This window comes from Kitasatospora sp. NPDC048715, from assembly GCF_043198905.1.
Classification (GTDB): Bacteria; Actinomycetota; Actinomycetes; order Streptomycetales; family Streptomycetaceae; genus Kitasatospora; species Kitasatospora lactacystinica.
Map to the genome: position 1 here is coordinate 1 of NZ_JBICVH010000012.1, position 25,438 is coordinate 25,438.

At 72.8% G+C, this 25,438-nt stretch carries 19 protein-coding genes; 7 read left to right on the forward strand and 12 right to left on the reverse strand.

Annotated features, from left to right (window positions below; all coding sequences use genetic code 11):
• Nucleotides 1-137: 137 nt before the first annotated feature.
• The 4 genes from ACGFSC_RS22590 to ACGFSC_RS22605 form a co-directional block, all read right to left on the reverse strand.
• Nucleotides 138-941 (reverse strand): amino acid ABC transporter ATP-binding protein, encoded by an 804-nt coding sequence (locus tag ACGFSC_RS22590; protein WP_359904500.1) that lies wholly within the window; start codon nucleotides 939-941, stop codon nucleotides 138-140.
• Entirely contained in the window at nucleotides 938-1,912 is a 975-nt protein-coding gene (locus ACGFSC_RS22595; protein WP_359904497.1) for an amino acid ABC transporter permease, read from the reverse strand. Before ACGFSC_RS22595 ends, ACGFSC_RS22590 begins: the two co-directional genes overlap by 4 nt.
• Nucleotides 1,913-1,949: 37 nt before the next feature.
• Nucleotides 1,950-2,876: an ABC transporter substrate-binding protein gene (locus tag ACGFSC_RS22600; RefSeq protein ID WP_359904494.1), complete on the reverse strand. Its 927-nt coding sequence runs from the start codon at nucleotides 2,874-2,876 to the stop codon at nucleotides 1,950-1,952.
• 419 nt (nucleotides 2,877-3,295) lie between these two features.
• A complete protein-coding gene (locus tag ACGFSC_RS22605) occupies nucleotides 3,296-4,219 on the reverse strand; it encodes an ABC transporter substrate-binding protein (RefSeq protein ID WP_359904492.1) in 924 nt (307 codons plus the stop codon).
• A gap of 584 nt (nucleotides 4,220-4,803) precedes the next feature.
• Here ACGFSC_RS22605 and ACGFSC_RS22610 point away from each other — a divergent pair.
• Complete coding sequence (locus tag ACGFSC_RS22610) at nucleotides 4,804-5,997, forward strand: NADP-dependent malic enzyme (RefSeq protein WP_359904489.1); 1,194 nt, start codon at nucleotides 4,804-4,806, stop codon at nucleotides 5,995-5,997.
• A gap of 98 nt (nucleotides 5,998-6,095) precedes the next feature.
• Entirely contained in the window at nucleotides 6,096-7,058 is a 963-nt protein-coding gene (locus tag ACGFSC_RS22615) for a zinc-binding dehydrogenase (RefSeq protein WP_359904486.1), read from the forward strand.
• 62 nt (nucleotides 7,059-7,120) lie between these two features.
• Here ACGFSC_RS22615 and ACGFSC_RS22620 read toward each other — a convergent pair whose 3' ends face one another.
• The 7 genes from ACGFSC_RS22620 to ACGFSC_RS22650 all read right to left on the reverse strand — a co-directional run bounded on the left by ACGFSC_RS22620 (nucleotide 7,121) and on the right by ACGFSC_RS22650 (nucleotide 17,731).
• Nucleotides 7,121-8,161: a PadR family transcriptional regulator gene (locus ACGFSC_RS22620; RefSeq protein ID WP_359904484.1), complete on the reverse strand. Its 1,041-nt coding sequence runs from the start codon at nucleotides 8,159-8,161 to the stop codon at nucleotides 7,121-7,123.
• A 1-nt stretch (nucleotide 8,162) separates the two neighbouring features.
• Nucleotides 8,163-9,071, reverse strand: coding sequence for a DUF4097 family beta strand repeat-containing protein (locus tag ACGFSC_RS22625; protein ID WP_359904481.1), 909 nt, complete (start codon nucleotides 9,069-9,071; stop codon nucleotides 8,163-8,165).
• Between the two features lie 212 nt (nucleotides 9,072-9,283).
• Nucleotides 9,284-9,463 (reverse strand): DUF6104 family protein, encoded by a 180-nt coding sequence (locus tag ACGFSC_RS22630; protein ID WP_049649445.1) that lies wholly within the window; start codon nucleotides 9,461-9,463, stop codon nucleotides 9,284-9,286.
• 52 nt (nucleotides 9,464-9,515) lie between these two features.
• Entirely contained in the window at nucleotides 9,516-11,462 is a 1,947-nt protein-coding gene (locus tag ACGFSC_RS22635; protein WP_359904479.1) for a serine/threonine-protein kinase, read from the reverse strand.
• A 243-nt stretch (nucleotides 11,463-11,705) separates the two neighbouring features.
• Complete coding sequence (locus ACGFSC_RS22640; protein WP_359904476.1) at nucleotides 11,706-15,479, reverse strand: multifunctional oxoglutarate decarboxylase/oxoglutarate dehydrogenase thiamine pyrophosphate-binding subunit/dihydrolipoyllysine-residue succinyltransferase subunit; 3,774 nt, start codon at nucleotides 15,477-15,479, stop codon at nucleotides 11,706-11,708.
• Between the two features lie 233 nt (nucleotides 15,480-15,712).
• Entirely contained in the window at nucleotides 15,713-16,900 is a 1,188-nt protein-coding gene (locus ACGFSC_RS22645; protein WP_359904473.1) for a HAMP domain-containing sensor histidine kinase, read from the reverse strand.
• Between the two features lie 93 nt (nucleotides 16,901-16,993).
• Nucleotides 16,994-17,731, reverse strand: coding sequence for a response regulator transcription factor (locus ACGFSC_RS22650; protein ID WP_030057574.1), 738 nt, complete (start codon nucleotides 17,729-17,731; stop codon nucleotides 16,994-16,996).
• A 617-nt stretch (nucleotides 17,732-18,348) separates the two neighbouring features.
• Here ACGFSC_RS22650 and ACGFSC_RS22655 point away from each other — a divergent pair.
• The 4 genes from ACGFSC_RS22655 to ACGFSC_RS22670 all read left to right on the forward strand — a co-directional run bounded on the left by ACGFSC_RS22655 (nucleotide 18,349) and on the right by ACGFSC_RS22670 (nucleotide 23,661).
• Complete coding sequence (locus ACGFSC_RS22655; RefSeq protein WP_359904470.1) at nucleotides 18,349-19,059, forward strand: rhomboid-like protein; 711 nt, start codon at nucleotides 18,349-18,351, stop codon at nucleotides 19,057-19,059.
• A gap of 204 nt (nucleotides 19,060-19,263) precedes the next feature.
• Nucleotides 19,264-21,714, forward strand: coding sequence for an endopeptidase La (lon, locus tag ACGFSC_RS22660; protein ID WP_359904468.1), 2,451 nt, complete (start codon nucleotides 19,264-19,266; stop codon nucleotides 21,712-21,714).
• A 144-nt stretch (nucleotides 21,715-21,858) separates the two neighbouring features.
• The gene (locus ACGFSC_RS22665; protein WP_359904465.1) at nucleotides 21,859-22,428 is read left to right on the forward strand and encodes a GtrA family protein; all 570 of its coding nucleotides are present in this window, start codon (nucleotides 21,859-21,861) and stop codon (nucleotides 22,426-22,428) included.
• A gap of 18 nt (nucleotides 22,429-22,446) precedes the next feature.
• Nucleotides 22,447-23,661, forward strand: coding sequence for an ROK family transcriptional regulator (locus ACGFSC_RS22670; RefSeq protein ID WP_359904463.1), 1,215 nt, complete (start codon nucleotides 22,447-22,449; stop codon nucleotides 23,659-23,661).
• Between the two features lie 130 nt (nucleotides 23,662-23,791).
• Here the strand turns inward: ACGFSC_RS22670 and ACGFSC_RS22675 are convergent, their stop codons facing one another.
• Nucleotides 23,792-24,832 (reverse strand): ABC transporter permease, encoded by a 1,041-nt coding sequence (locus ACGFSC_RS22675; protein ID WP_359904460.1) that lies wholly within the window; start codon nucleotides 24,830-24,832, stop codon nucleotides 23,792-23,794.
• 126 nt (nucleotides 24,833-24,958) lie between these two features.
• On the opposite strand from ACGFSC_RS22675, the gene ACGFSC_RS22680 reads away from it, so the two are divergent.
• On the forward strand, nucleotides 24,959-25,408 hold the full coding sequence (locus tag ACGFSC_RS22680) for a MarR family transcriptional regulator (RefSeq protein WP_359904457.1): 450 nt from the start codon (nucleotides 24,959-24,961) through the stop codon (nucleotides 25,406-25,408).
• The last annotated feature ends 30 nt before the right edge of the window (nucleotides 25,409-25,438 follow it).

A 25,438-nucleotide genomic window follows, 5' to 3' on the forward strand; every position in this document is an offset into this window, starting at 1 on the left:
CCCGGGGGACGGGCGTGGTGGGGCCGGGGGCGGCCGCCCCCCCCCATATCCCGGGGGGGCCCCGCGGGGGGGTGCCCGGGGGGGGGGGGGGGGGGGGGCCGGCGGGGCCCCGCCGGCGGGCCCCCGACGGTACGGGCTCAGAGCACCTTGGACAGGAAGGCCCTGGTGCGCTCGTGCTGGGGATTGGTGAGCACCTCGCGGGGGTTGCCGGACTCGACCACCACACCGCCGTCCATGAACACCAGCGCGTCGCCGACCTCGCGGGCGAAACCCATCTCGTGGGTGACGACCACCATGGTCATGCCCTCCTCGGCGAGGCCGCGCATGACGTCGAGGACGTCGCCGACCAACTCCGGGTCGAGCGCGGAGGTCGGCTCGTCGAAGAGCATCAGCTTGGGCTTCATGGCCAGCGCGCGGGCGATCGCCACGCGCTGCTGCTGGCCGCCGGAGAGCTGCGAGGGGTAGTTCTTCGCCTTGTCGGCGAGGCCGACCCGCTCCAGCAGGACCATGCCGCGCTCGCGGGCGTCGGCCCTGCTCTCGCCCTTGACCTGGACCGGCGCCTCCATGACGTTCTCGACGGCGGTCATGTGCGGGAACAGGTTGAAGCGCTGGAAGACCATGCCGATGTCGCGCCGCTTGAGGGCGACCTCGCGGTCCTTGAGCTCGTGCAGCCGGTCGCCCTTCTGCTGGTAGCCGACCAGCTCGCCGTCCACCCAGAGGCGGCCGCCGTTGATCTTCTCCAGGTGGTTGATGCACCGCAGGAAGGTCGACTTGCCGGAGCCGGAGGGGCCGATCAGGCAGAACACCTCGCCCTTCGCCACCTCCAGGTCGATGCCCTTGAGCACCTCGACCGGGCCGTAGGACTTGTGCACGTTCTCGGCGCGGACCATGGGCTCGGCCGGGGCCGCGGCGTCGGCGGGGGTCTTGGTCAGATCGGTCATGCGTGACCACCTCCCTCGATCCCCGGGACGACGTCGGCGGTCGTCCTCGGGGCGGGCTTCCCGGCGAACAGGCCCCGCAGTCGCTGCAGCGGGGTGGGCGGGAGGGTGCGGTTGGAGCCTCGGGCGTAGTGGCGCTCGATGTAGTACTGGCCGATGGTCAGCACCGAGGTGAAGAACAGGTACCAGAGGCTGACCACGATCAGCAGCGGGATGTTCTGGTAGTTCCGGGAGTAGATGACCTGGCCGGCCCGGAAGATCTCCTCCAGGGAGATCACGGAGACCAGCGAGGTGGTCTTGAGCATCGAGATGGTCTCGTTGCCGGTCGGCGGGATGATCACCCGCATGGCCTGCGGCAGGACGATCCGGCGCATGGTCTGGAACCGGCTCATGCCGAGCGCGTGCGCGGCCTCGCTCTGGCCCTCGTCCACCGACTGGATGCCGCCGCGGACGATCTCCGCCATGTAGGCGGCCTCGTTGAGGCCGAGGCCCAGCAGTGCGGCGACGAAGGTCGGGATCAGCACGTTGGTCTGCTCGGACCAGAACTCGGGCCCCCACGGGACGCCGATCGACAGCTTGGCCCAGATCAGGCCGAGGAAGTTCCAGAACACCAGCTGCACCAGCACCGGGGTGCCGCGGAAGATCCAGATGTAGACCCACGCGACGCCGGCCAGCAGCGGGTTCGGGGACAGGCGCATCACCGCGAGGATGATGCCGCCGACCACACCCATGAGCATGGCGAGCACGGTCAGTTCCAGCGTCACCAGCAGGCCGTGCATGATGCTGTCGTGGAACAGGTACTGACCGACGATGTCCCACTTGAAAGCGGGGTTGGTGAGGAGGGCGCTCAGCAGCATCGCCGCGAGCAGGGCGATGACGACGGCGCCCGCCCAGCGTCCGGGGTGGCGGACGGGGACGGCCTTGATGATGTCAGGCCGCCCCTTCTCCGCCGTCCCCTTGTCCAAAGAGTTCACGGTGTGGCCTCGGGGGAGAAGATGGAGCGTACGAGGGTCAGCTGACGGCACCGTTGACGGCCGACGTGGAGATGGCGCCGGCCTCGACGCCCCACTTGGTGAGGATCTGCTTGTAGGTGCCGTCGTCGATCAGCGACTGGACGGCGCCCTGGACGGCCGGGGTCAGCTTGGAGCCCTTGGCCAGGGCGACACCGTAGGGGGCCGTGCCGTAGGTCTCGCCGACCTTCTCCAGCTGGCCGCCGGACTGCTTGATCGCGTAGTCGATCACCTGGGAGTCGGCCATCATCGCCTGGTCGCGCCCGGACACCACGGCGTTGGTGACGTCCGTCTGGAGGTCGAACTTGTCGCCCCCGTTCGGGATGCCCGGCTTGCCGGCCTTGGCGCAGTCGGGGTCGCGGGTGTCCTTGATCTCGTCGGCCTGGGTGGTGCCGGTCTGGACGGCGATCTTCTTGCCGCAGAGGTCCTTCGGGTCGACCTTCTCCGGGTTGCCCTTCTTCACCGCGACGGCGCTGCCGGAGTTGAAGTAGGTGACCATGTCGACGATCTGCTCGCGCTCCTTGTTGTCCGTGAAGGACGACATGCCGAGCTGGAACTTGTTCGACTGGATGCCGGGGATGATCGCGGTGAAGCCGGAGTCCTGGACCTCGGCCTTCAGCCCGAGCTTGGCGGCGATGGCGTTGGCCAGGTCGACGTCCATGCCGATGATCTTGCCGCTGTCGTCCTTGAACTCGTCCGGGGCGTACGAGGCGTCCGCGCCCACGACGATCTTGCCGGCGGACTTGACGTCCTCCGGGACGAGCGAGGCCAGCTTGGGGTCGGCCTTGACCTCGTTGACGGTGGCGGAGGCGTTGGGGGCGCCGCCGCCGTCGCTCTTGCTGCTGCTGCAGCCGGTCAGCACGAGGGAGACCGACGCGGCGACCACACCGGCTGCGAGGAGCCGGCTGCGCTGGGTACGGGTGGTCATGAGGGGGATCTCCATCCTGGGGGAGAGAGGTCGGGCGGAGCGCGCCGCGGGAGCGGCGCACCGGACCGGCGAGCCGCGCGGCTCGGTACGGGTGCGTGTCGCCGTACGTCGTCGTACGTGCAGGCCGGGTCGTGCAGTTTCCCGGGCGCGGGGGGAGCCGCCCGGGGTCGTACGCGGTACTGCTTCCGCCACCCTCCGCCGAGGTGGACGTTGACCGGACGGCCTCGACCAGTGGCCGGCTCGATCCGAGATGGGGGGAATCCTGCCATCTGATGACAGTCAGGTGGCCCTCATCCAGATCAAAATCGGATAACGAGGGGTCGCACTGTCCGCTATTCGGACTTATTCCGCGCCCCTGTCACCCTGCGCATACGTATGCAGACCGGTCCGTGCCGCACCCGCGCCCGTCGCCCGCCGGATCAGATGCCCCCGTTGACCACCGCGTTCTGCGCCGCGCCGGCGCTCACGTTCCACTTGGCCAGGATCTTGTCGTACTCGCCGCTGCGGATCAGCTGGTCGATCGCCTTGGCCAGCACGTCGCGCAGCTGCCCGTCGTCCTTGCGCACCGCGATCCCGTACGGGTTGGAGGTGGACTGCCCGCCGGTCACCTCGAAGCGGCCGCCGCCGTCGGTGGTCTTCGCCGCGTAGGCGGCCACCGGGAAGTCGTTCAGGCCGGCCGCGGCGGCGCCGGAGGCGACCTCGGCCAGCGCCTTGGTGTCGCTGTCCAGCTTGTGGGGGGTCAGCGGGCGGCCGGCCCGGGCGCAGACGGCCACCTGGCGGGTGACGATCTCGTCCTGGGTGGTGCCCTGCTGGAGCGCGACGGTCCTGCCGCACAGGTCGTCCAGGCCCTTGATCCCCTTGGGGTTGCCCTTCGGGACGACGATCGAGGTGCCGGCGATGAAGTAGTCCACGAAGTCCACGCCGGGGCCGGTCTGCTTGCCGTTCTCGTCCAGGGCGTCGCGGCGCTGGCGGGTGTCGCTGAGCGCCGACATCGCCACGTCGTACTGCTTGGCCTGGAGGTTCGGCACCAGCTTGTCGAAGGGGGTGTCGACGAACTCGACCCGCAGGTCGAGGATCCGGCCCAGGGCGGCGGCGAGCTCCGGGTCGAGGCCGGCCGGCTTGCCGTCCGGGCCGCGGTACTCCACCGGGGCGTAGTTGACGTCCATGCCGACCCGCAGCGCCCCGGCCGTCCGCTGGGCGTTCGGCAGCTTGCCGCGGAGGTCCTTGACCGGGTCGTCCGAGGCGGCCTGCCCGCCGCCGCAGCCGGTCAGCAGCAGGGCACCGGCGGTGGCCAGGGCGGCGGCGGCCGGTATCGGACGACGGGCATGGCGGACGTGAAGCATGAGGGAGGCTCCTGTGGGAGGGACGAGCGGCCGCCACGGTGTCGCGCGGGTGTACGCGAAATGGCGGACAAGCGATCCTGCCATCCCGGCCTGCCGGGCCCGGCGGCGGGTGTGTCAGAATTCGTTACCGGGTGACCCCCGAACGCTCGAACCAGACCGACGAGCCCCGACAGGCTCGGGGTGCCCGGGAACGGAAGTCCTCACGCGGCTCCGTATCCGGGGCGCCGACTCCCCTTCGGATCTGCGTTCACTCCTGCGGGTGCGCGTGCGCTCATGCCGTTGCCGCCGCCGGTGCCCGGCGCTTCCGACGCCGGGCCCTGTGACGCGACGGCACGGCGATGAACCGCACGTGACGAGGACGAAAAGGCATAGGTGCGATGCCTTCGTCCGACCTACGCTCGGCCCGGAAGCACAACGCGGACAACACAAGACCCCATAAAACCCTCATCCGAGGGCGCCGCCCGACGGCAGCGCCCCGACCCTGACCCCGGGTCCGCTTCGGCGTACCCGGTTTCCGGTTTCCGGCCGGGTCGTCCTGCCCGTCGGCCGCGCGTCCTCGCCAGATCAATGACGAAGAGGTCATCGTGGCAGCGGAGATCATCAGCAGCACCCAGGACACCGACGATCCGGTCGACGCGGTTTTCGCGCTCCACCGCGGCGGCAAGATGGAGATCCGGGCGACCGTCCCGGTGCGCGACGCGGACGACCTGTCCCTCGCCTACACCCCCGGTGTCGCCCGGGTCTGCACGGCCATCGCCGAGCAGCCGGAGCTGGTCAACGACTACACCTGGAAGGCCAACACCGTCGCGGTGGTCACCGACGGCACCGCGGTGCTGGGCCTCGGCGACATCGGCCCGCAGGCCTCGCTGCCCGTGATGGAGGGCAAGGCGATCCTGTTCAAGCAGTTCGGCGGCGTGGACGCGGTGCCGATCGCGCTCGCCTGCACCGGGGTCGACGAGATCGTCGAGACCGTGGTCCGGCTGGCGCCCTCGTTCGGCGGCGTCAACCTGGAGGACATCTCCGCGCCCCGCTGCTTCGAGATCGAGCGCCGGCTCCAGGAGGCCCTGGACATCCCGGTCTTCCACGACGACCAGCACGGCACCGCGATCGTCACCACCGCCGCCCTGTGGAACGCCGCCAAGGTGACCGGCCGTGAGATCGGCTCGCTGCGGGCCGTCATCTCCGGTGCCGGCGCGGCCGGCATCGCCATCGCCAAGATGCTGGTCGCGGCCGGCATCGGCGACGTGGCGGTCTGCGACCGCAAGGGCGTCGTCCACGAGGGCCGCGGCGACCTCACCGACGTCAAGGCCGAGATCGCCGGGCGGACCAACCGCACCGGCCTCAAGGGCTCGCTGGCCGACGCGCTGGCCGGCGCCGACGTGTTCATCGGCGTCTCCGGCGGCACCGTGCCGGAGGAGGTCGTCGCGACCATGTCCGAGGGCGCGTTCGTCTTCGCGATGGCCAACCCCACCCCGGAGATCCACCCCGAGGTCGCGCACAAGTACGCCGCCGTGGTCGCCACCGGCCGCAGCGACTTCCCGAACCAGATCAACAACGTGCTGGCCTTCCCGGGCATCTTCGCGGGCGCCCTCCAGGTCCGCGCCTCCCGGATCACCGAGGGCATGAAGCTCGCCGCCGCCAAGGCGCTGGCCGGCGTCGTGGCCGACGAGCTGACGCCGCAGAAGGTCATCCCCTCGCCGTTCGACGAGCGCGTCGCGCCGGCGGTCACCAAGGCCGTCGCCGAGGCCGCCCGGGCGGAGGGCGTGGCGCGGATCTGACGATCCGACCGGACATCCGCCGAACGGCCCGGGGCCGGGACACGCGTCACACCTCCGCGTGGTTCCCGGCCCCGGCCGTCGCGGCTATCGTCCGGGGCATGTTCGCTGCCTACGCCGCACGTATCGACGCCGCCGACCCGCTGAGCGGGCTGGAACTGGGCGACCTCCCCGAGCCGCAGGCCCGTCCCGGGTGGAGCGTGGTCACGGTCCGGGCCGCCAGCCTCAACCACCACGACCTGTGGTCGCTGCGCGGGGTAGGCCTGCCCGCCGAGAAGCTGCCGATGATCCTCGGCTGCGACGCCGCCGGCGTCGACGAGCACGGCAACGAGGTGGTCCTGCACTCGGTGATCGGCCAGAGCGGCCACGGGGTCGGCCCGGACGAGCCGCGCTCCATCCTGACCGAGCGCTACCAGGGCACCTTCGCCCAGCGGGTCGCGGTGCCCACCTGGAACCTGCTGCCCAAGCCCGCCGGGCTGAGCTTCGAAGAGGCCGCCTGCCTGCCCACCGCCTGGCTGACGGCCTACCGGATGCTGTTCACCAACGCCGGGGTCAAGCCCGGGGACACCGTCCTGGTGCAGGGCGCGGGCGGCGGAGTGGCGACCGCGCTGATCGTCCTCGGCAAGGCGGCCGGCCTGCGGGTCTGGGTCACCGGACGGGACGAGGCCAAGCGCGCCCGGGCGGTGGAGCTCGGTGCCGACGCGGCCTTCGAGAGCGGCGCCCGGCTGCCCGAGCGGGTGGACGCCGTGCTGGAGACGGTCGGCGCCGCGACCTGGTCGCACTCGGTGAAGTCGCTGCGCCCGGGCGGCACCGTGGTCATCTCCGGGGCCACCTCCGGCCCCAACCCGAGCTCCACCGAGCTGAACCGGATCTTCTTCCTGGAGCTCAAGGTGGTCGGCTCGACCATGGGCACCAAGGAGGAGCTGGCCGGACTGCTCGCGTTCTGCGCCAACACCGGCGTCCGGCCGGTGATCGACTCGGTGCTGCCGCTGACCGAGGCCCGGGACGGCTTCGCCCGGCTGGCCGGGGGCGACGTCTTCGGGAAGATCGTCCTCACCCCCTGACGCCGCGGCGGCCCGGCGCCCCCGAACAGGGGCACCGGGCCGTCACCCTCAGGACCGCCGGCTCAGCCGAGCAGCCGCTTCAGCCGCTCGCCCGCGGCGCCCAGCACCGTACGGGCCTCGGCCAGCTTGTCCGCGCTCACCCCGCCGTCCCGGGCCGCGTCGCGGACCTGGTCGCGGAAGCGGTCGAGCAGCCGCTCCAGCTCGCGGGCCGGGTCCCCGGCCGGGTCGGTGCGGGCCCACGGCGGCAGGTCGGCCGCGGCGTCCGCGGCCGGCCCGTCCTTGTCCAGGTCGATCCGGGACACGGTGATCCGCTCGGCGGACCCGGAGGGCTCCTCCTGCGCACCGTGGCCCCAGCGGGCCGCGTCGGCCAGCCCGGCCAGGCCCTTGGTCAGCTCCGAGAGGCCCTCGGCCAGCCCGGTCGGCCAGTCGCCCTTCGCGGCGTGCTCGCGCACCTGCTGCTCGACCCGCCGCTTGATCCGCAGCGCCTCCTGCTGCGCGGCGGTGCGGGAGGCCTTGGCCTGCTCGCGCAGCCGGCGGGCCTCCGCCTCGGCGGCCTTCGCCTTGGCCTTGGCGGCCTTCTCCTGCTCCCGGGCGCGCTTGGCCTGCTCCTTGGCCTGCTGCTTGAACTGGGCGAACTCCTCCTTGGCGCGCTGCCAGGACTCGTTGTCCCCCCAGGGCCCGGCCCACGGGTCCCCGCCCTCGGCGCGCTCCGGCCGGGGCGCCTGCTTCGCGGCGTTCCACAGCTCCTCGCGCAGGTCCTTGGCGCTGTCCCGGACGTCCTCGCGGATCGCCCCGGCGAGCTGGGCCACGGAGTCGTGGATCTCCACCTCCAGCTCCTCCAACTCGACCTGACGGGCTTCGAGTTCGGCGCGTCCGGCGTCGGTCAGCCGGTACACCTTGCGGCCGCCCTCGGTGCTGTGGGCGACCAGGCCCTCCTGCTCCAGCTTGGCCAGCCGCGGGTAGACCGTCCCGGCCGAAGGGGCGTACAGGCCCTGGAACCGCTCCTCCAGCAGCCGGATGACCTCGTAGCCGTGCCGGGGGGCCTCGTCCAGCAGCTTCAGCAGGTAGAGGCGGAGCCGGCCGTGGCCGAACACGGGGGTCATCTCAGGCCTCCTTGGTGAGGTTCGGGGTGCCGGGGCCGGCCGGGAGCTCCTTGACCACCACCGGGCCCTCCTCCTCCGAGTCGGGGCGGCGCAGCACGGTCACCGCGCCGGAGACGGTGGTGACGTGGAGGCTGCCGCGGCCCTCGCCGAGCCGGCCGGAGATCTTCTTGGCGCCCCAGGTGCTGCTCATCTGGAGCTCCTCGAAGGTGCTGGAGACGTCGCCGCTGGTGGAGCCGGCCTCGACGGTGGCGTCGGCCAGCGAGGGGATCCGGACCACGACCGCGCCGCTGACGGTGTTGACCTTGACGTCGGTCTCACCCGCCACGTCGAGGTCCAGGGTGACGGCCCCGGTGACGGTGTTGGCCTGGATCCGGTCGGCGGTGCCGGCGATCACGGTGAGCTGCCCGGAGACGGTGTTGACCTTGAGCCGGCCGCCGACCGCCTGGGCGTCCACGTCGCCGGTGACGGTACTGGCCTCGATCCGGCCGGTCACCCCGGCGAGGGTGGTGTCGCCGTTGGCGCTCTGCACCGAGACGTGCCCGCTGACGCCGCTGACGGTGGCGTGCGCCGACACGGTGCCGACCTTGACCTCGACGTCGGCCGGGACGGTCACGGTCACGCCGGCGATCCGCTTGCGCTTGAAGGAGCCGAAGAAGTTCTTCACCGAGCCGACCGACTTCAGCCAGTCGCCGAACTCGCCCCAGCTGTTGATGTCCTTGTAGGTGACCGTCAGGACGCCGTCCACCAGGGTCACGTGCAGGGGGTCGCCGACCAGCTCGGTGACCTCCAGGCGGGCCGGGCCCTCGGCCGCGACCACGTTCACCGTGCCCTCGATGGTCCGCACGTGCAGCGTGCGCACCGACTCGTCGAAGGTGATCCTCTCGGTGTCCTCGACCGTCCACTGGCTCATCTCTGCCGCCTCCCGTCGCGGATCGCGATGTATCGCGTTCTCTTTTAAAGACGATATATCGCGTGCTGGCAGAGTCAAGCGTGCCGGCCCCCGATACCGACCCCGATCCGTCCCCGAGACCTCCCCTACGGGGACGGCGGGGCTCCGTGCCCGAACACGCGCGAGGCCCGGGAGGCGGTTGCCTCCCGGGCCTCGCGGCGGCCGTCACCGGGTCACTCGTCGTCCTCGTCGTCGAGCCGCGCCAGCCAGGTGGCCAGCCGCTCGACCGGGACCTCGAAGTCCGGGTTGAGGTCGACGAACGTGCGCAGCTGCTCGGCCAGCCACCCCAGGGTGACCTCCTCCTCGCCGCGCCGGTTCTCCAGTTCCTCGATGCCTCGGTCGGTGAAGTACACGGTTCGCTCCGGTCCGATGGGGATTGACCCGGTCAGGATAGTCCGGCGCCGATCAGCCGTTGTAGCGGTAGTAGCTCAGCGCGATGCGGACCGCGTCGGTACCCGTCTCGTGGCTGATCATCTTGACGATCGCGACGCTGCGGTCCTTGCGGTTGCGCACGCAGAACACCCGCCCCGGCGGGACGTCCGCCCAGGTGAGCTTGGCGGTGGGGTTCTGGTCGATGGCCGAGGAGCACTGCTCGGGGGTGAGCGAGCCGTCCCGGCTGATGTACCGGTCGAAGTCGGTGTCCACCCTGGGGCCGGAGCTGTCCGGGTCCATGAAGGTGGCCGAGCCCCCGGACGGGCCCACCTTGCCGGCCGCGAGTTCGAAGCCGTAGTCGTGGCCGGGCGAGCCGAGCTCCCGGTCGGTGTAGACCGCGACGTAGGCGCCGCCGGGCAGCGGGGTCCCGGATGCCGTGGAGGCGGACGGCTGCGTGGGCGTGGGCGCGGGGGTGGTCGGGGCCGCGCTCGGCTTCTGGCTCTGGGGGGCCGCCGGGGTGGTCGCGGGCGGCAGCGGGTCGGAGGTCCTGGTGACGGTGACCTCGGGGGCCGGCCCGGCCGCCGACCCCTTGCCGTCGTCCAGCTTCTTCATCAGCGCCACACCGCCCGCGGTGCCGCCGACCGCCATCACCAGGGCGACGGTGAGCAGCACCTTCCAGGACACCCCGCCCTTGCGCGCGGGCGCGGGCGCGGGTTCCGGGGCGGGCGCGGGCGCCGGGGCGGCGGTCACCGCCGGGCCGGGCGGCGGGGTGTCGTGGGACGCCGGCTCCGGCCGGTGGAACCCGACGGTCGGCGGGGTGGGCAGCACCGGTGCGGTCGGCGACTCGGTGGGCGGCTGCGGGGCGCCGTACGAGCCGACCGGCGGCGGCGCGAAGCCGGACGGGGGCGTCGCCGGCTGCTGCGGCGGGTGGGCCGCGGTGGCCGGGTGGGTCGGCGCGCCGGCGGGCGGCGGGGGAACGGCCGGCATCGCTGGCAGCGGGGTCGGGGGGGTGGCGGGCGCGGCCGGCAGCGGGGTCGGCGGGGTCCTGGGGAGGTCCGAGCGGCGGGTGATCTCGGTGCTGACCTCGCGCGGCAGCCAGTCGTCGCCGAACCGCAGCTGGCCGCCGACCTCCGGGTGGTTGCGGGCGACCTGGATGATCTCGGCGGGTGTGGGGCGGTCCTCCGGGGACTTCGCCAGGCAGCGCTGGATCAGTTCGCGCAGGTCCGCCGGGACGGCGGTGAGGTCCGCCTCCTCGTGCACCACCCGGTAGAGCACCGCGGTGTCCGGGCCGTCGCCGAACGGCGCGGTGCCGCCGGCCACGTACGCGGCCAGGGCGCCGAGCGCGAAGACGTCGGTGGCCGGGGTGACCGGGCGGCCCTGGGCCTGCTCGGGGGACATGAAGGCGGGGGAGCCGATCCGGTAGCCGGTGCCGGTCAGCGCGGTGGCGTCGGCGGCCCGGGCGATGCCGAAGTCGATCACCCGCGGGCCGTCCCCGGCGACCAGCACATTGGCGGGCTTGAGGTCGCGGTGGACCACCTCGACGCTGTGGATCGCCTGGAGGGCCTCGGCGATGCCGCCCATCAGCAGCAGTACGGTGCGCACCGGCAGGGCGCCGTTCTCGCGCACCACCTGCTGCAGGGACGGGCCCGGGACGTACGCGGTGACCAGCCAGGGGGCGTCGCCGTCCAGGCCGCCGGAGTCGATCACCTGCGCGGTGTAGAGCCCGTGGATGCGCTGGGCGCTGCTGACCTCCTGGGCGAAGCGGCGGCGGAACTCGCCGTCCTCGGCGAACTCCGGGCGCACCACCTTGAGTGCCACCGGGCGCCCGCCCGGGGTGTAGGAGAGGTAGACCCGGCCCATGCCGCCGGCGCCCAGCCGGGCGAACAGCCGGTAGCCGCCGACCTCCCGGGGGTCGTCCGGGAGGAGCGGCTGGAAGACCGGAGGAAGCTTTCCGGCGTCCCGAGGCGTGTCGGCGGTCATGCGGTGATCCCCCTGGGAGAGCGGTGAGGCGGTACGGCCGCGGCGGCCGGGGCGCGTGGACGGGCGCCCGGTCGCCGGACGGCGAGCCATAACCTATCGATCCGTCAGGAGTCCGCGCACGGCGGTTCCGGATTGGTTGCAGAGCTGGAACCGAACGGGCGGCGGGCACCAACGCCCGTGGCCCCGCCCTCCCGAAGGGGAGGACGGGGCCACGGGCGTTTCGGACCGCGGGGCTTCGGCTCGTCAGAGCGCGAAGACCTCCTCGACCAGTGCCTGCTGCTCGGCGGCGTGCCGCTTGGCCGAGCCGACCGCCGGGGACGAGGCCGCCGTGCGGGCGACCCGGCGCAGCCGGGCGTCGCCGCCGGTGCGGCCGATGACGACCTGGAGGTGGTCCACCAGGTTCATCGCGATGAACGGCCAGGCGCCCTGGTTGGCCGGCTCCTCCTGCGCCCAGACGAACTGGACGTTGTCGCCGTAGCGGGCCAGCTCCTCCTGGAGCTCGGCCACCGGCAGCGGGTAGAGCCGCTCGACCCGGACGATCGCGGTGTCGGTGACGCCGCGCTCGGTGCGGGCGGCCGCCAGGTCGTAGTAGAACTTGCCGGCGGTGATGACCACCTTGCGGACCTGCGCCGGGTCGACGGTGGAGTCGCCGATGACCGGGCGGAACGAGCCGGACAGGAACTCCTCGGTCGCACTCGCCGCGGCCTTCAGACGCAGCATCGACTTCGGGGTGAAGACGACCAGCGGCTTGTGGTGCGGGTTGTGCGCCTGCCAGCGCAGCAGGTGGAAGTAGTTCGACGGCAGGGTCGGCATGGCGACCGTCATGTTGTTCTGCGCGCACAGCTGGAGGAAGCGCTCCGGGCGGGCGGACGAGTGGTCCGGGCCCTGGCCCTCGTAGCCGTGCGGCAGCAGCAGGGTGACGCCGGAGTGCTGGCCCCACTTCTGCTCGGCGGAGGCGATGTACTCGTCCACCACGGTCTGCGCGCCGTTGACGAAGTCGCCGAACTGCGCCTCCCACATGACCAGCGCGTTCGGGCGGGTCAGCGAGTAGCCGTACTCGAAGCCCATGGCCGCGTACTCCGACAGCAGGCTGTCGTAGACGGTGTAGCGGGCCTGGTCCTCGGTGAGGTACTGCAGCGGGGTGTAGTCCTCGCCGGTCTTGCGGTCGATCAGGACGGCGTGCCGCTGGCCGAAGGTGCCGCGGCGGCTGTCCTGGCCGGCCAGGCGGACCGGGTGGCCCTCCATGAGCAGCGAGCCGATGGCGAGGGTCTCGCCCATCGCCCAGTCGATGGTGTTGTCCTCGACGGAGCCGGCGCGGCGCTGGAGCTGCGGCAGCAGGCGCGGGTGGACGGTCAGCCAGTCCGGGTGGTTGACCTGGGAGGCGGCGATCCGCTTGACCATCTCCTGGGAGATGCCGGTCTGGATGGAGACCGGGAAGTCGGCGACCGGCTTGCCCGTGGTGGTGTCGGCCGGCGCCTGGGCCGCGTCGCGGACCTCGGCGAAGACCTTCTCCAGCTGGCCCTGGAAGTCCTGGAGCGCCTGCTCCGCCTCTTCCATGGTGATGTCGCCGCGACCGATCAGGCCCTCGGTGTACAGCTTGCGCACCGAGCGCTTCTTGTCGATCAGGTCGTACATCAGCGGCTGGGTGAACGACGGGTTGTCGGCCTCGTTGTGACCGCGGCGGCGGTAGCAGATGAGGTCGATCACCACGTCCTTGTGGAACTCCTGGCGGAACTCGAAGGCGAGCCGCGCGACGCGGACCACGGCCTCCGGGTCGTCGCCGTTCACGTGGAAGATCGGGGCCTCGATCATGCGCGCCACGTCGGTGCAGTACATCGAGGAGCGCGAGGACGCCGGGGCGGCGGTGAAGCCGACCTGGTTGTTCACCACGACGTGCACGGTGCCGCCGGTGCGGTAGCCGCGCAGCTGCGACATGTTCAGGGTCTCCGCGACGACGCCCTGGCCGGCGAAGGCCGCGTCGCCGTGGATCTGGATCGGCAGCACCGGGAAGGTGGTGCCGCCCTGGTCCAGGATGTCCTGCTTGGCGCGGGCGATGCCCTCGACGACCGGGTCGACCGTCTCCAGGTGGGAGGGGTTCGCGGCGAGCGAGACCTTGATGGTCTCGCCGTCCAGGCCGGTGAAGGTGCCCTCGGAGCCCAGGTGGTACTTGACGTCACCGGAGCCGTGCATCGACTTCGGGTCGAGGTTGCCCTCGAACTCGCCGAAGATCTTGCCGTACGGCTTGCCGACGATGTTGGCGAGCACGTTCAGGCGGCCGCGGTGGGCCATGCCGATGACGGCCTCGTCGAGGCGGTGCTCGGCGGCGGCGTCGATGGTCGCGTCCAGCAGTGCGATCAGCGACTCACCGCCCTCCAGCGAGAAGCGCTTCTGCCCGACGTACTTGGTCTGCAGGAAGGTCTCGAAGGCCTCCGCCGAGTTCAGCCGGCGCAGGATCCGCAGCTGCTCCTCGCGCTCGGGCTTCGCGTACGGCTTCTCCAGGCGCTCCTGCAGCCACTTGCGCTGCTTCGGGTCCTGGATGTGCATGTACTCGATGCCGACGGTGCGGCAGTAGGTGTTGCGCAGCAGGCCGAGGATGTCGCGGAGCTTCATCATCTTCTGGCTGCCGAAACCGCCGACCGCGAACTCGCGCTCCAGGTCCCACAGGGTGAGGCCGTGGGTGGTGACGTCCAGGTCGGGGTGCTTGCGCTGCTTGTACTCCAGCGGGTCGGTGTCGGCCATCAGGTGGCCGCGGACCCGGTAGGAGTGGATCAGCTCCATGACGCGGGCGGTCTTGTTGACCTCGTCGTCGTGGGTGGTGGCGACGTCGGTCGCCCAGCGGACCGGCTCGTACGGGATCCGCAGCGACTCGAAGATCTCGTCGTAGAAGCCGTTCTCGCCGAGCAGCAGGCGGTGGATCTCGCGCAGGAACTCGCCGGACGCCGCGCCCTGGATGACGCGGTGGTCGTAGGTCGAGGTCAGCGTCATGATCTTGGAGACGCCCAGGCGGGACAGGGTCTCCGGGGCGGAGCCCTGGAACTCGGCCGGGTACTCCATGGCGCCGACGCCGACGATGGTGCCCTGGTTCTGCATCAGGCGCGGCACGGAGTGCACGGTGCCGATGCCGCCGGGGTTGGTCAGCGAGACCGTGACGCCGGTGAAGTCGTCCATGGTCAGCTTGTTGGCGCGGGCCCGGCGGACGATGTCCTCGTAGGCCTGCCAGAAGCCGAAGAAGTCGAGCGTCTCGGCCTTCTTGATGGCCGCGACGACCAGCTGGCGGTCGCCGTTCGGCTTGACCAGGTCGATGGCCAGACCGAGGTTGACGTGCTCCGGCTTGACCAGGAAGGCCTTGCCGTTCTCCACCTTGTAGCTGTAGTTCATGCCCGGGGCGGCCTTGATGGCCTGGACCAGGGCGTAGCCGATCAGGTGGGTGAACGAGACCTTGCCGCCGCGGGCGCGCTGCAGGTGGTTGTTGATGACGATGCGGTTGTCGATCAACAGCTTCGCCGGCACGGCGCGGACCGAGGTCGCGGTCGGCACCTCCAGCGAGGCGTCCATGTTGGTGGCGACGGCCTTCGCCGGGCCGCGCAGCTGGATCAGCTCGGGGCCGGCGGTCGCGGCGGCCGCGGCCGGCGCCGGGGCGGCGGCCTTGGGAGCCGGGGGCGCGGCGGGCGCGGCGGCGAGCGGAGCCGGAGCGGCGGCCGGGGCCGGGGCGGCCGGAGCAGCCGGGGCGGCGGCGGGCGCGGCCGGAGCAGCAGCCGCGGCGGGCGCGGCCGGAGCAGCAGCGGGCGCGGGGGCAGCGGCAGGGGTCGGCGCGGAGCCGGCCTGGGTCGCGGCCTGGGTCACTGGGGTCACCTCGGTACCGGGCTTGTAGTCGGCGAAAAAGTCCCACCAGGCTCGGTCGACCGAGTTCGGGTCCTGGAGGTACTGCTGGTAGATCTCGTCGACGAGCCACTCATTGGGGCCGAAGCCAGTGGAGCTTGCCGAGCTGTTGGGGGTTTCAGGGGACTGTGGCGACACGGCGGCAACCGCCCTCTTCCGCTTCCTTTTGGGATGTTTGGACAGCGGGGATTAAGGCTACGCCCCTGACCAGTGATCGCGCAGTCCCCGGGGCCCAGGCGTCGCCCAGATCACAGTGCTGACCTGCACTTTGGCTGAAAAAGTGCGTTAGAAAGCCGCATCTGAGGGGAACCGATCGGTGCCGATCAGTGGGCATACCAGGACCAAACCGGACAAAAACTCGGTCGAATCCTCTAACGATCTTCGTATGCCTCTGTGTCGGATCTGTGACAAATGTCCCGACCGTCACCTGGGTGCGGTCCGGGCAGCCGGACCTCGATCCGGCAGCCGCGCGGGGACTCGGCCACCGCGATCCGCCCGCCGTGCAGGTCCACCGCCCAGCGGGCGATGGCCAGACCCAGGCCGGTGCCGCCGTCCGCCCCCGGTCCGGCGGCGGTCGCGGTGCCGCTGCGGCTGAACCGGTCGAAGACCCGGGTGCGGTCGGCCGGCGGGATGCCGGGGCCCTCGTCCTCGACCTCCAGCAGCAGGCCGCCCTCCTCGCCCTCCGGTCTCGCCCGCACCGTCACGGTGCCGCCGGGCGGGGAGTGCTTGCAGGCGTTGTCGACCAGGTTGGCGACCACCTGGTGGAGCCGTTCCGGGTCCGCCACGCCGGTCAGGCCGGTGGGGCTGACCTCCAGGGCCAGCCGGACGTCCCCGCGCCGGGAGAAGGCGCCGCCGGCCGTGGCGCCGTCCACGGTGACCCCGCGCAGCACGCCGTCCAGGAACTCGCGCACCTCGAAGGGGCGGGCGTCCAGGTCGACCACGCCGTCGTCGATCTTGGAGAGGTCGAGCAGGTGGGTGACCAGCCGGCCGAGCCGCTCGGTCTGCTCCAGCGCCGCTCCCAGGGTGGCCGGATTGGGCTGGACGACGCCGTCCACCACGTTCTCCAGGACGGCGCGCAGCGCGGCGATCGGCGTGCGCAGTTCGTGCGACACGTTGGCGACCAGCTCGCGGCGGTGCCGGTCGGCGGCCTGGAGGTCGGCGGCCATGGCGTTGAACGCGGCCGCCAGCTCGCCGATCTCGTCGCGCGAGCCCGCCTCGACCCGGCGGGTGTAGTCCCCGGAGGCCATCGCGCGGGCGGCGGCCGTCATCTCGCGCAGGGGGGCGGTGAGCCCGTGCGCGAGGAACTGCATGAAGAGCAGCGAGGCGATCATGGAGAAGACCATGATGATCCGGATCTGGGTCTCGGACCGGATCGCCACGACCACCATCCCGGTGGCCAGGAACACGGAGACGATCACGAGCAGGGTGAGTTTGCCCTTGATCGAGCGGACCGGATCGAGCGGCCGGATGTCGGCCCAGACCCGGCGGGCGGCGCGGGCGGCCAGGTTCTGCTGCCGCGTGCCGTCGGATTCCCCGTTGCGTTGCTGTGGAAAGGTCATTGTCCCCTGTGGTCCCCGCGTCGTCCCCCCGCGTGGTGGCACGGCGTCGTCCGGACACGGGCCCCCCGGTGGCCCGTCGCCCGATCGATGCCGTCAGGAGAGCGGGGCCTCCAGGGCGTAGCCGACTCCGTGGACGGTGCGGATCCAGCTGGCGCCGATCTTCCGGCGCAGCGCCTTGACGTGGCTGTCCACCGTGCGGGTGCCGGACGCGTCGGTCCAGTCCCAGACCTCGGCCAGCAGCTGCTCGCGGGTGAGCACGGCGCGCGGCTGGGCGGCCAGGCAGGCGAGCAGGTCGAACTCGGTCGGCGTCAGGTGGACGTCGCCCGAGGCCAGCCGGACCCGGCGCTGCACGTGGTCGATCTCCAGCTCGCCGAACCGCAGGCTGCCCAGTGCGGGCGTGCGGGCGGCCTGCTGGGCGCGCTCGACGCGGCGCAGCAGGACGTTGACGCGGGCGGCCAGTTCGCGCATCGAGAACGGCTTGGTCATGTAGTCGTCCGCGCCCACGCCGAGGCCGACCAGCAGGTCCGTCTCGTCGTCGCGGGCGGTCAGCATGAGCACCGGCACCGGGCGCTGGGCCTGGATCCGGCGGCACACCTCCAGCCCGTCGAAGCCGGGCAGCATGATGTCGAGGACCACCAGGTCCGGCTGCCAGGTGTGGAAGCCGTCGACCGCGCCGGGGCCGTCGTGGGCCACGGCGACCTTGAAGCCCTCGGCGCCCAGCCGGGCGGCGATCGACTCGGCGATCGTGGGCTCGTCCTCCACCACCAGGACTCTGCGCTGGCTGCTCACAGTGCCACCGGTGTTGTGGTTGTCCTGCTGAATTTCTGTCACGGTCACGCCACCGCCCCCAGGGCTGCGGGCCGGCCACCTGTGGGGATGGCGGGGCTCCGCTCGTAGTCTTGTTCCGTCGTGGACTGTGCCGGGTCCGCCGTCCCGTCGCGCGATCGGGAGCCGAGGACGGATGGTCGGCCGCCCACTTCTCCCGCGCACTTCGCAGCGTACGGACAGCGGATGCTTCCCGGCAGGTGGACCGGACGTTTCCGGCCCGTGGGCCGGCTGTCGGGCCGCCCTCGGACCCACTGCACGAGTGGGCACGGGCCGATACCTTACCCGGCGAATTTTCACTGCGTAACGGTACGTATGCAGTTCAGTTGACGCCAAGTCGCCGGTCAGAGGCCCTACTGCCGCGTTGCGGGGGAGAAGGTCTGGACCAATGTCGGGAATCCCGCCGTCCGCTACGGCGGTGTTCTTCACGGGCTTTTCCCAGGTGCCTCTCAGAACCTCGACGTACCGTGGCCACGACAACACCCGACCGGGCGGAACCCGCGGCGCGCGCCGGTACGTTGGGCCCGGGCGGGGAGCCGGTGGCTGCGGCGTGGAGCGGAGGCGGCATGGCGGGACTCGGACGGAGTGCCGACGGGTGCGGGGGTGCGGGAGCGCCCTACGGAATGCTCCGCCTCGGGCTGCGCACCGGCGTCCTCCAGTGGCTGTTGGAGCGGGTGCCGACACCCCGGAGCACGCCCTTCACGCTCGGGTACCTCGCCGTCGTGGGCGCCACCACGACCTTCGCCAAGCTCGCCGACCCGGAACTCGTCCAGCGGTTGCAGGAGGCCTCCAGCTCGGACGGGCACAACCTGCTCCAGCATCCTTTGCGTGCTCTTGTGCTGAGCGGATTCTGGGTGGCCGGCGAGGTGTGGATGCCCTACCTGTGGGGATTCGCCCTCACCCTCGCCCCGCTGGAGCGCCGGGTCGGTCCGGCCCGGGCGGCGGCGGTGTTCGCGGTCGGGCACGTCGCGGCCACGCTGCTCTCCCAGGGGGTGGTGATCATCGCGGTGGAGACCGGGCGGATGGCGCCCGAGGCGATGGACTACCTGGACATCGGGGTCAGTTACGGCGTGCTCGCCTGCCTGGGCGCGGTGGCCGGGCTGCTCTCCTGGCGCGGGCGGCTGCTCGCGCTGGGCGGTGCGGGGCTGATGATCGCCCAGCAGATCGCCACCGACAAGGACGTGATCACGGGGGTGGGGCACCCGGCCGCGGTGCTCACCGGGGTCGCGCTGTGGCGCTGGCTGCGCCGGGCGGAGCGGCGCCCGCCCCGGCCGCGTCCGGCCGTCGCGACGGCCGCCGGCGGTGCGCCCGCGCGGGTGTGGACGGCGCGTTGACGCCGCCGTCCGGCCGGGGCCGTCCGGGCCCCGGGGGCCTCCTGCCGGGATTCCCCGAGGTGCGCCCACCCCTCTCTTGACGGAGTCGGGCGCGGGCTTCCCGGCCCGATATGTGTTCGCTCACGGCGAACAGAGCGCCGGGAACATCCGGCGGCCGCCAAGCCTTAGTCAGGTCGACTCAAGTTCACTGACTGGGGAGAGATCATGGCATCGACGTCCACACCGCTCACCCTGCCCGTGCTGCCGCTCGACGACGAGGTCGTCCTGCCGGGCATGGTCGTGCCGCTGGACCTGAAGGACGCCGAGGTGCGCGCCGCGGTCGAGGCCGCCCGGGCCGCCGCCACCGGCACCGGCAAGCCGCAGGTCCTGCTGGTCCCGCGGGTGGACGGCTCGTACGCGGCGGCCGGCACCCTGGCCACCGTGGAGCAGGTCGGCCGGCTGGCGGACGGCGATCCGGCGGCGCTGGTGCGCGCCGTGAGCCGGGTCCGGATCGGGGCCGGCACCACCGGCCCCGGCGCCGCCCTCTGGGTGGAGACCACGCCGTTCCGGGAGTCCTCGGTGGGCACCCCGGTGGCCGGCCGGGCCGCCGAGCTGGTCAAGGAGTACAAGGCGCTGTCCACCCAGTGGCTGCGCAAGCGCGGCGCCTGGCAGATCGTCGACCGGGTGGCGCAGATCGAGGGCGTCGGCGAGCTCGCCGACAACATCGGCTACGCGCCCTTCGCCACCGCCGAGCAGAAGCTCAAGGTGCTGCTTGAGGCCGACCAGGTCGCCCGACTGGAGTATGCGCTCACCCTGCTGCGCGACCACCTCGCCGAGGAGGAGGTCAACGACACCATCCGCAAGGACGTCGAGGAGGGCGTGGCCAAGCAGCAGAAGGAGTTCCTGCTCCGCCGCCAGCTGGAGGCCGTCCGCAAGGAACTGGCCGAGCTGAACGGCGAGGCGGCCGACGAGGAGGGCGACTACCGCGCCCGGGTCGAGGCCGCCGACCTGCCCGAGAAGGTCCGCGAGGCCGCGCTCAAGGAGGTCGACAAGCTGGAGCGCTCCTCCGACCAGTCGCCCGAGGGCTCCTGGATCCGGACCTGGCTGGACACCGTCCTGGAACTGCCCTGGAGCGAGCGCACCGAGGACGAGTACGACATCGCCGGCGCCCGCGCGGTGCTGGACGCCGACCACACGGGCCTCGACGACGTGAAGGACCGCATCGTCGAGTACCTGGCCGTCCGCAAGCGCCGGGCCGACCAGGGGCTCGGGCCGGTCGGCGGCCCGCGGGAGGGGCAGCGCGGAGCGCTTCCCACGAGCGGTACCGGCGGGCGACGGGCGGGCGGCGCGGTGCTGGCCCTGGTCGGCCCGCCCGGCGTCGGCAAGACCTCGCTCGGCGAGTCGGTGGCCCGCGCCATGGGCCGCAGGTTCGTCCGGGTCGCGCTCGGCGGCGTCCGGGACGAGGCGGAGATCCGCGGCCACCGGCGCACCTACGTCGGCGCGCTGCCCGGCCGGCTGGTGCGGGCGATCAAGGAGGCCGGCTCGATGAACCCGGTCGTCCTGCTCGACGAGATCGACAAGGTCGGCTCCGACTACCGGGGCGACCCGGCCGCCGCCCTGCTGGAGGTGCTGGACCCGGCGCAGAACCACACCTTCCGGGACCACTACCTGGAGGTCGAGCTCGACCTCTCCGACGTCGTCTTCCTCGCCACCGCCAACGTGCTGGAGGCCATCCCCGAGCCGCTGCTCGACCGGATGGAGCTGGTCCGGCTGGACGGCTACACCGAGGACGAGAAGGTCGCCATCGCCCGCGACCACCTGCTCCCGCGCCAGCTGGAGAAGGCCGGTCTCGGCGGCGGGCAGGTCACCGTGGACGAGTCGGCGCTGCGCAGCCTCGCCGGGGAGTACACCCGGGAGGCGGGCGTGCGCACCCTGGAGCGCTCGATCGCCCGGGTGCTGCGCAGGATCGCCGCGCAGGCCGAACTGGGCGAGCGCGAGCTGCCCGCCCGGGTCGGCCCGCAGGACCTGCGCGCCCTGATCGGCCGACCGCACCACGTGCCGGAGTCCGCCCAGGAGCCGGCCGAGCGCCGCACCGCCGTCCCCGGCGTGGCCACCGGCCTCGCGGTGACCGGCGCCGGCGGCGACGTCCTCTACATCGAGGCCTCGCTGGCCGACGCCGAGACCGGCGGCACCGGGCTGACCCTCACCGGACAGCTGGGCGACGTGATGAAGGAGTCCGCGCACATCGCGCTCTCCTACCTGCGCTCGCGCGGCGCCGAGCTGGAGCTGCCGGTCACCTCGCTGCGGGACCGCGGCGTGCACCTGCACATCCCGGCCGGGGCCGTCCCCAAGGACGGGCCGAGCGCCGGCATCACCATGACCACGGCGCTGGCCTCGCTGCTCTCGGGCCGCAGGGTGCGCACCGACGTGGCGATGACCGGCGAGGTGTCGCTGACCGGGCGGGTGCTGCCGATCGGCGGGGTGAAGCAGAAGCTGCTCGCCGCCGACCGGGCCGGGGTCACCACGGTGATCATCCCCAGGCGCAACGAGGCCGACCTGGACGACGTCCCGGCCGAGGTGCTGGAGCGGCTCACCGTCCACCCGGTGGCGGACGTGCGGGAGGTGCTGGAGCTGGCGCTGGAGCCGGCCGGGGCCACGGTGCTGGTGGCCGCCTGACCGCCGGCCCCGGGCCGCCCGCACCGGCGGCCCGGGCCACGCACCGGCGCTCCGGGAGCCGCCGGTCCGACGGCCGCCGGCGACCCGAACGGGCCACCGGCGATCTGAAGGGCCGGCGGCACCCCCGCGTGCGAGACTGCGGAGATGCCGTCCCCCACGCAGCGCGCCCTGGCCCGGGTGCCCGACCGGCTGCGCCCCTTCCTGGTGCGCCACCGCCGGCTGGTGAAGTTCCTGCTGGTCGGGAGCGGCTGCTTCGTGCTCACCACGGTGATCAACTTCGAGCTCAAGTTCACGGTGCTGGAGCGCAAACCGGTGGTCGCGCTGACCGTCGCGACCGTGATCGGCACCGTCGTCTCCTACGTGCTGAACCGCCGCTGGGCCTTCCGGGCCGCCGGCCGCAAGCGCGGGGTGCTGATGTTCGTCCTGGTCAGCGCCGTGGCGATCGCCGTCAACGACGTGCCGCTGGTGGTCTCCCGCTACCTCCTGGACCTGCGCGAGCCGTACATCGGGCCCTTCGAGCAGGAGGTCGCGGACTTCCTCAGCGGGATGGTCGTCGGCACCTTCGTGGCGATGCTGTTCCGCTACCGGGCGATGCGCCGGTGGGTCTTCGTCCCGCCCGCCGGGCGGACCCGGGCCGAGCCCGTCCCGGTGCCGGCGACGGTGCCCCCGGAACCCGACTACGCTGCACCCGGGATGCCACCGGATGTGCCGTAAAGGGGCGAGGTGAGGCTTATGCGTGAGCCGGACCCGGTCCGGACCGGGCCCGCCAGCCAGCAGGGGATGCGCCGGGCCAACCTGGCCCTGGTGCTCGGGACGATCGCGGGCGGACCGCGCTCGCGCGCGGAGGTGGCCGCCGGGACCGGCCTGACCAGGGCCGCCGTCTCCTCGCTCGCCGAACAGCTGATCGCCGCCGGCCTGGTGGTCGAGGAGGGCCCCGCCGCGCCCAGCGGCAAGGTCGGCCGTCCCGGCACCGCGCTCGGCCTCAACCCGGACGGGCCCGGCGGCCTCGGCGCCGAGATCGGGGTGCGCCACCTGGGCGCCTGCGTGGTGGACCTGCGCGGGGAGGTGCGCGCCTGGCGGCGCCGGGAGGTCTCCAACCACGGGCGCGAGCCCGCCGCCGTGATGGCCGACCTCGCCCACCTGCTGCACGAGGCCGTCGCCGAGTCGGGGCTGCGCCCGGCCGGGCTCACCCTGGCCGTGCCCGGGCTGGTCGGCGGCTCCGGCGGGGTGCTCCAGCGGGCCGCCAACCTGGACTGGCAGGACGTCCCGCTGGCCGCCGCACTGCGCCCGGCGCTGCGGACGGCCGGCGGCGGCCTGGCCGGGCTGCCGATCGAGGCGGACAACGAGGCCAACCTCGGCGGACTGGCCGAGCGCTGGCTGGGCGCGGGCCCGGACGACTTCCTGTACGTCTCCGCCGAGGCCGGGGTGGGCGCGGCGATCGTGGTCGGCGGCCGGCTGCTGCGCGGGGCCGGCGGCTTCGCCGGCGAGTTCGGCCACGTGCCGGTCCACCCCGACGGGCCGCGCTGCGCCTGCGGGGCGAACGGCTGCCTGGAGCAGTACGCGGGCGAGGCGGCGGTGCTGCGGGCGGCCGGTCTGGCCGGAGCCCGGGGCGACTGGGTGGCGCTGCTCGCCGACCGGGCCGGGGCCGGGGAGCGGGCCGCCCTCGCGGCGCTGGCCGGGGCCGGTGCCGCGCTCGGCACCGCGGCCGCCGGCGCGGTCAACCTGCTGGATCCGGCCGAGGTGGTGCTGGGCGGCGGCTACGCCCGGCTGGCGCCCTGGCTGCTGCCCGCGATGCGGGCCGAACTGGCCGCCCGGGTGACGGTGCGGCCCTGGTCGGAGGACCGGCTGACGGTCTCCCGGCTGGGCCGCCGGGGCCCGTTGCTGGGCGCGGCGGTGCGGGTCGTCCGGGCCATCGTGGCCGACCCGGGGCCGCTCGCGGCGGGGTGAGAGGCGTCCGGGCCGTCGTGGCCGACCCGGCCGCCCCGGCCGAACCCGCGGGGCGCGCCGGGCCCGGGACGCGCGCCGGGCCCCCGGCCGTGGCGGCCGGGGGCCCGGTGACGGGTCGGGAGCGGGCGGCTCAGTCCTCGGTGGGGACCAGCGCGCGGCCGCCGGAGCGCGGGCCGCGCAGGACGGCCAGCAGGGCGACGCCGATGCCGATCAGCGCCCAGACCACCAGGACCAGGATCGGCAGCGCCAGGTTGGTGGAGTCGAAGTAGGCGACCGACTTGGCCGCGCTGGTGCCGGCGCCGTTCGGGATCCACGAGCTGATCGCCCGCCAGAACGGCGGCATCATCGGCGCCGGGTAGACCCCGCCCGCGCTCGGGTTGCCGAGCACCACGAAGATCAGCACCGCGATGCCGATGCCGATGACGTCGAACAGGCACTGGAGCGCCATGGTGAAGGCACCGACCGAGAACACCACCAGCGCACCGACGGCGCTCAGGCCGAGGATCGAGCCCGGCAGCGCGTCCAGCACCGGCCCGGCGATCACCGTGCCGAGCAGGCCGGCGCCGATCGAGTACAGCGCGAGCACGCCGAGGCGGATCACCAGGCGGTGGACGTTGGCCGGCTTGGAGCCCGCGCTGATGCCCAGGATGGAGGCGACCAGGTAGCCGCCGACGCACCAGCCGATCACCAGGTAGAAGGCGGAGAGGCCGTTGGTGTCGCCCTTGGCGAGCGGCACCACGTCCTGGACCTTCACGGTGCGGCCCTGGCTCTGGTCGATCGCGGTGGTGATGGTCTCGGCGGCCTTGGCCGCGGACGGGCCGCGGGCGCCGCCGACCAGCAGGGTGTCCTGGGTGCCGGTCGGGTCCACGACCAGCGCCGCGTAGATCTTCTGGTCCTTGATCTGCTGGGTCGCCGTCTCGGCGTCCGGCGCGGTGAGGGCCTTGACGGCGTCGTTCGGCACCGACTCCAGCGCGCCGACCAGCTTGGGGGCGACCTGCGGCGGGGCGACCACCGCGATGGAGAGGTTCTGCGGGGCCGGCTTGTGCAGCGCCCCGATGTACGAGGTGATGAAGCCGAGCTGGAGCAGCAGCACGCCGATCACGAGCAGTGCCGCGCGCGGGGTGACCGCACTCTTCAGTTCGGCGAGGAAACCCTGCCCCGGGGCTGCCATCCACATCTCCTTGCGTAACGGGGAAAAACGGTACTTCCAGAACCGATACTTCATACCATGAAGTAGTTGGCTTGTCGCACCTCCCGCGCCGGGCCGCGGCCGGCGCCGCTGCGCGATACTGGCGCGGTGAGCGACGAGGATGCCCTGGTGGCGGTGGAGCGCGAGGTCGCGCTGATGTTCCGGCGGGGCCGGGCCAGAGTGGCGGAACTCTCACGGCGGGTGCACCCCGGACTGGAGGGGATGGCGTACAGCCTGCTCGGCTACGTCGAGCAGGCCGGGCCGGTGCGGGTGACCGACGTCGGCGTGCACTTCTCGGTCGGCAAGGCGACGGTGAGCCGGCAGATCCGGACGCTGGAGGAGCTGGGCCTGGTGGCCCGGGAGACGGACCCGCTGGACCGCCGGTCCGCGCTGGTCTCGCTCACCGAGGACGGGCGGCGGCGCTACCTGGCCGCGCAGGGCGTCCGGATGCGGCGGGTGCGCGAGGTGATGGACGGCTGGTCGTCGGAGGACGTGACCCGCTTCGCGGAACTGCTGCACCGCTTCAACGACGTGCTGGGGGAGCCGCCGGCCGAGTGATCCGGCGGCGGTCGCGCGGGCCTCCGGGGC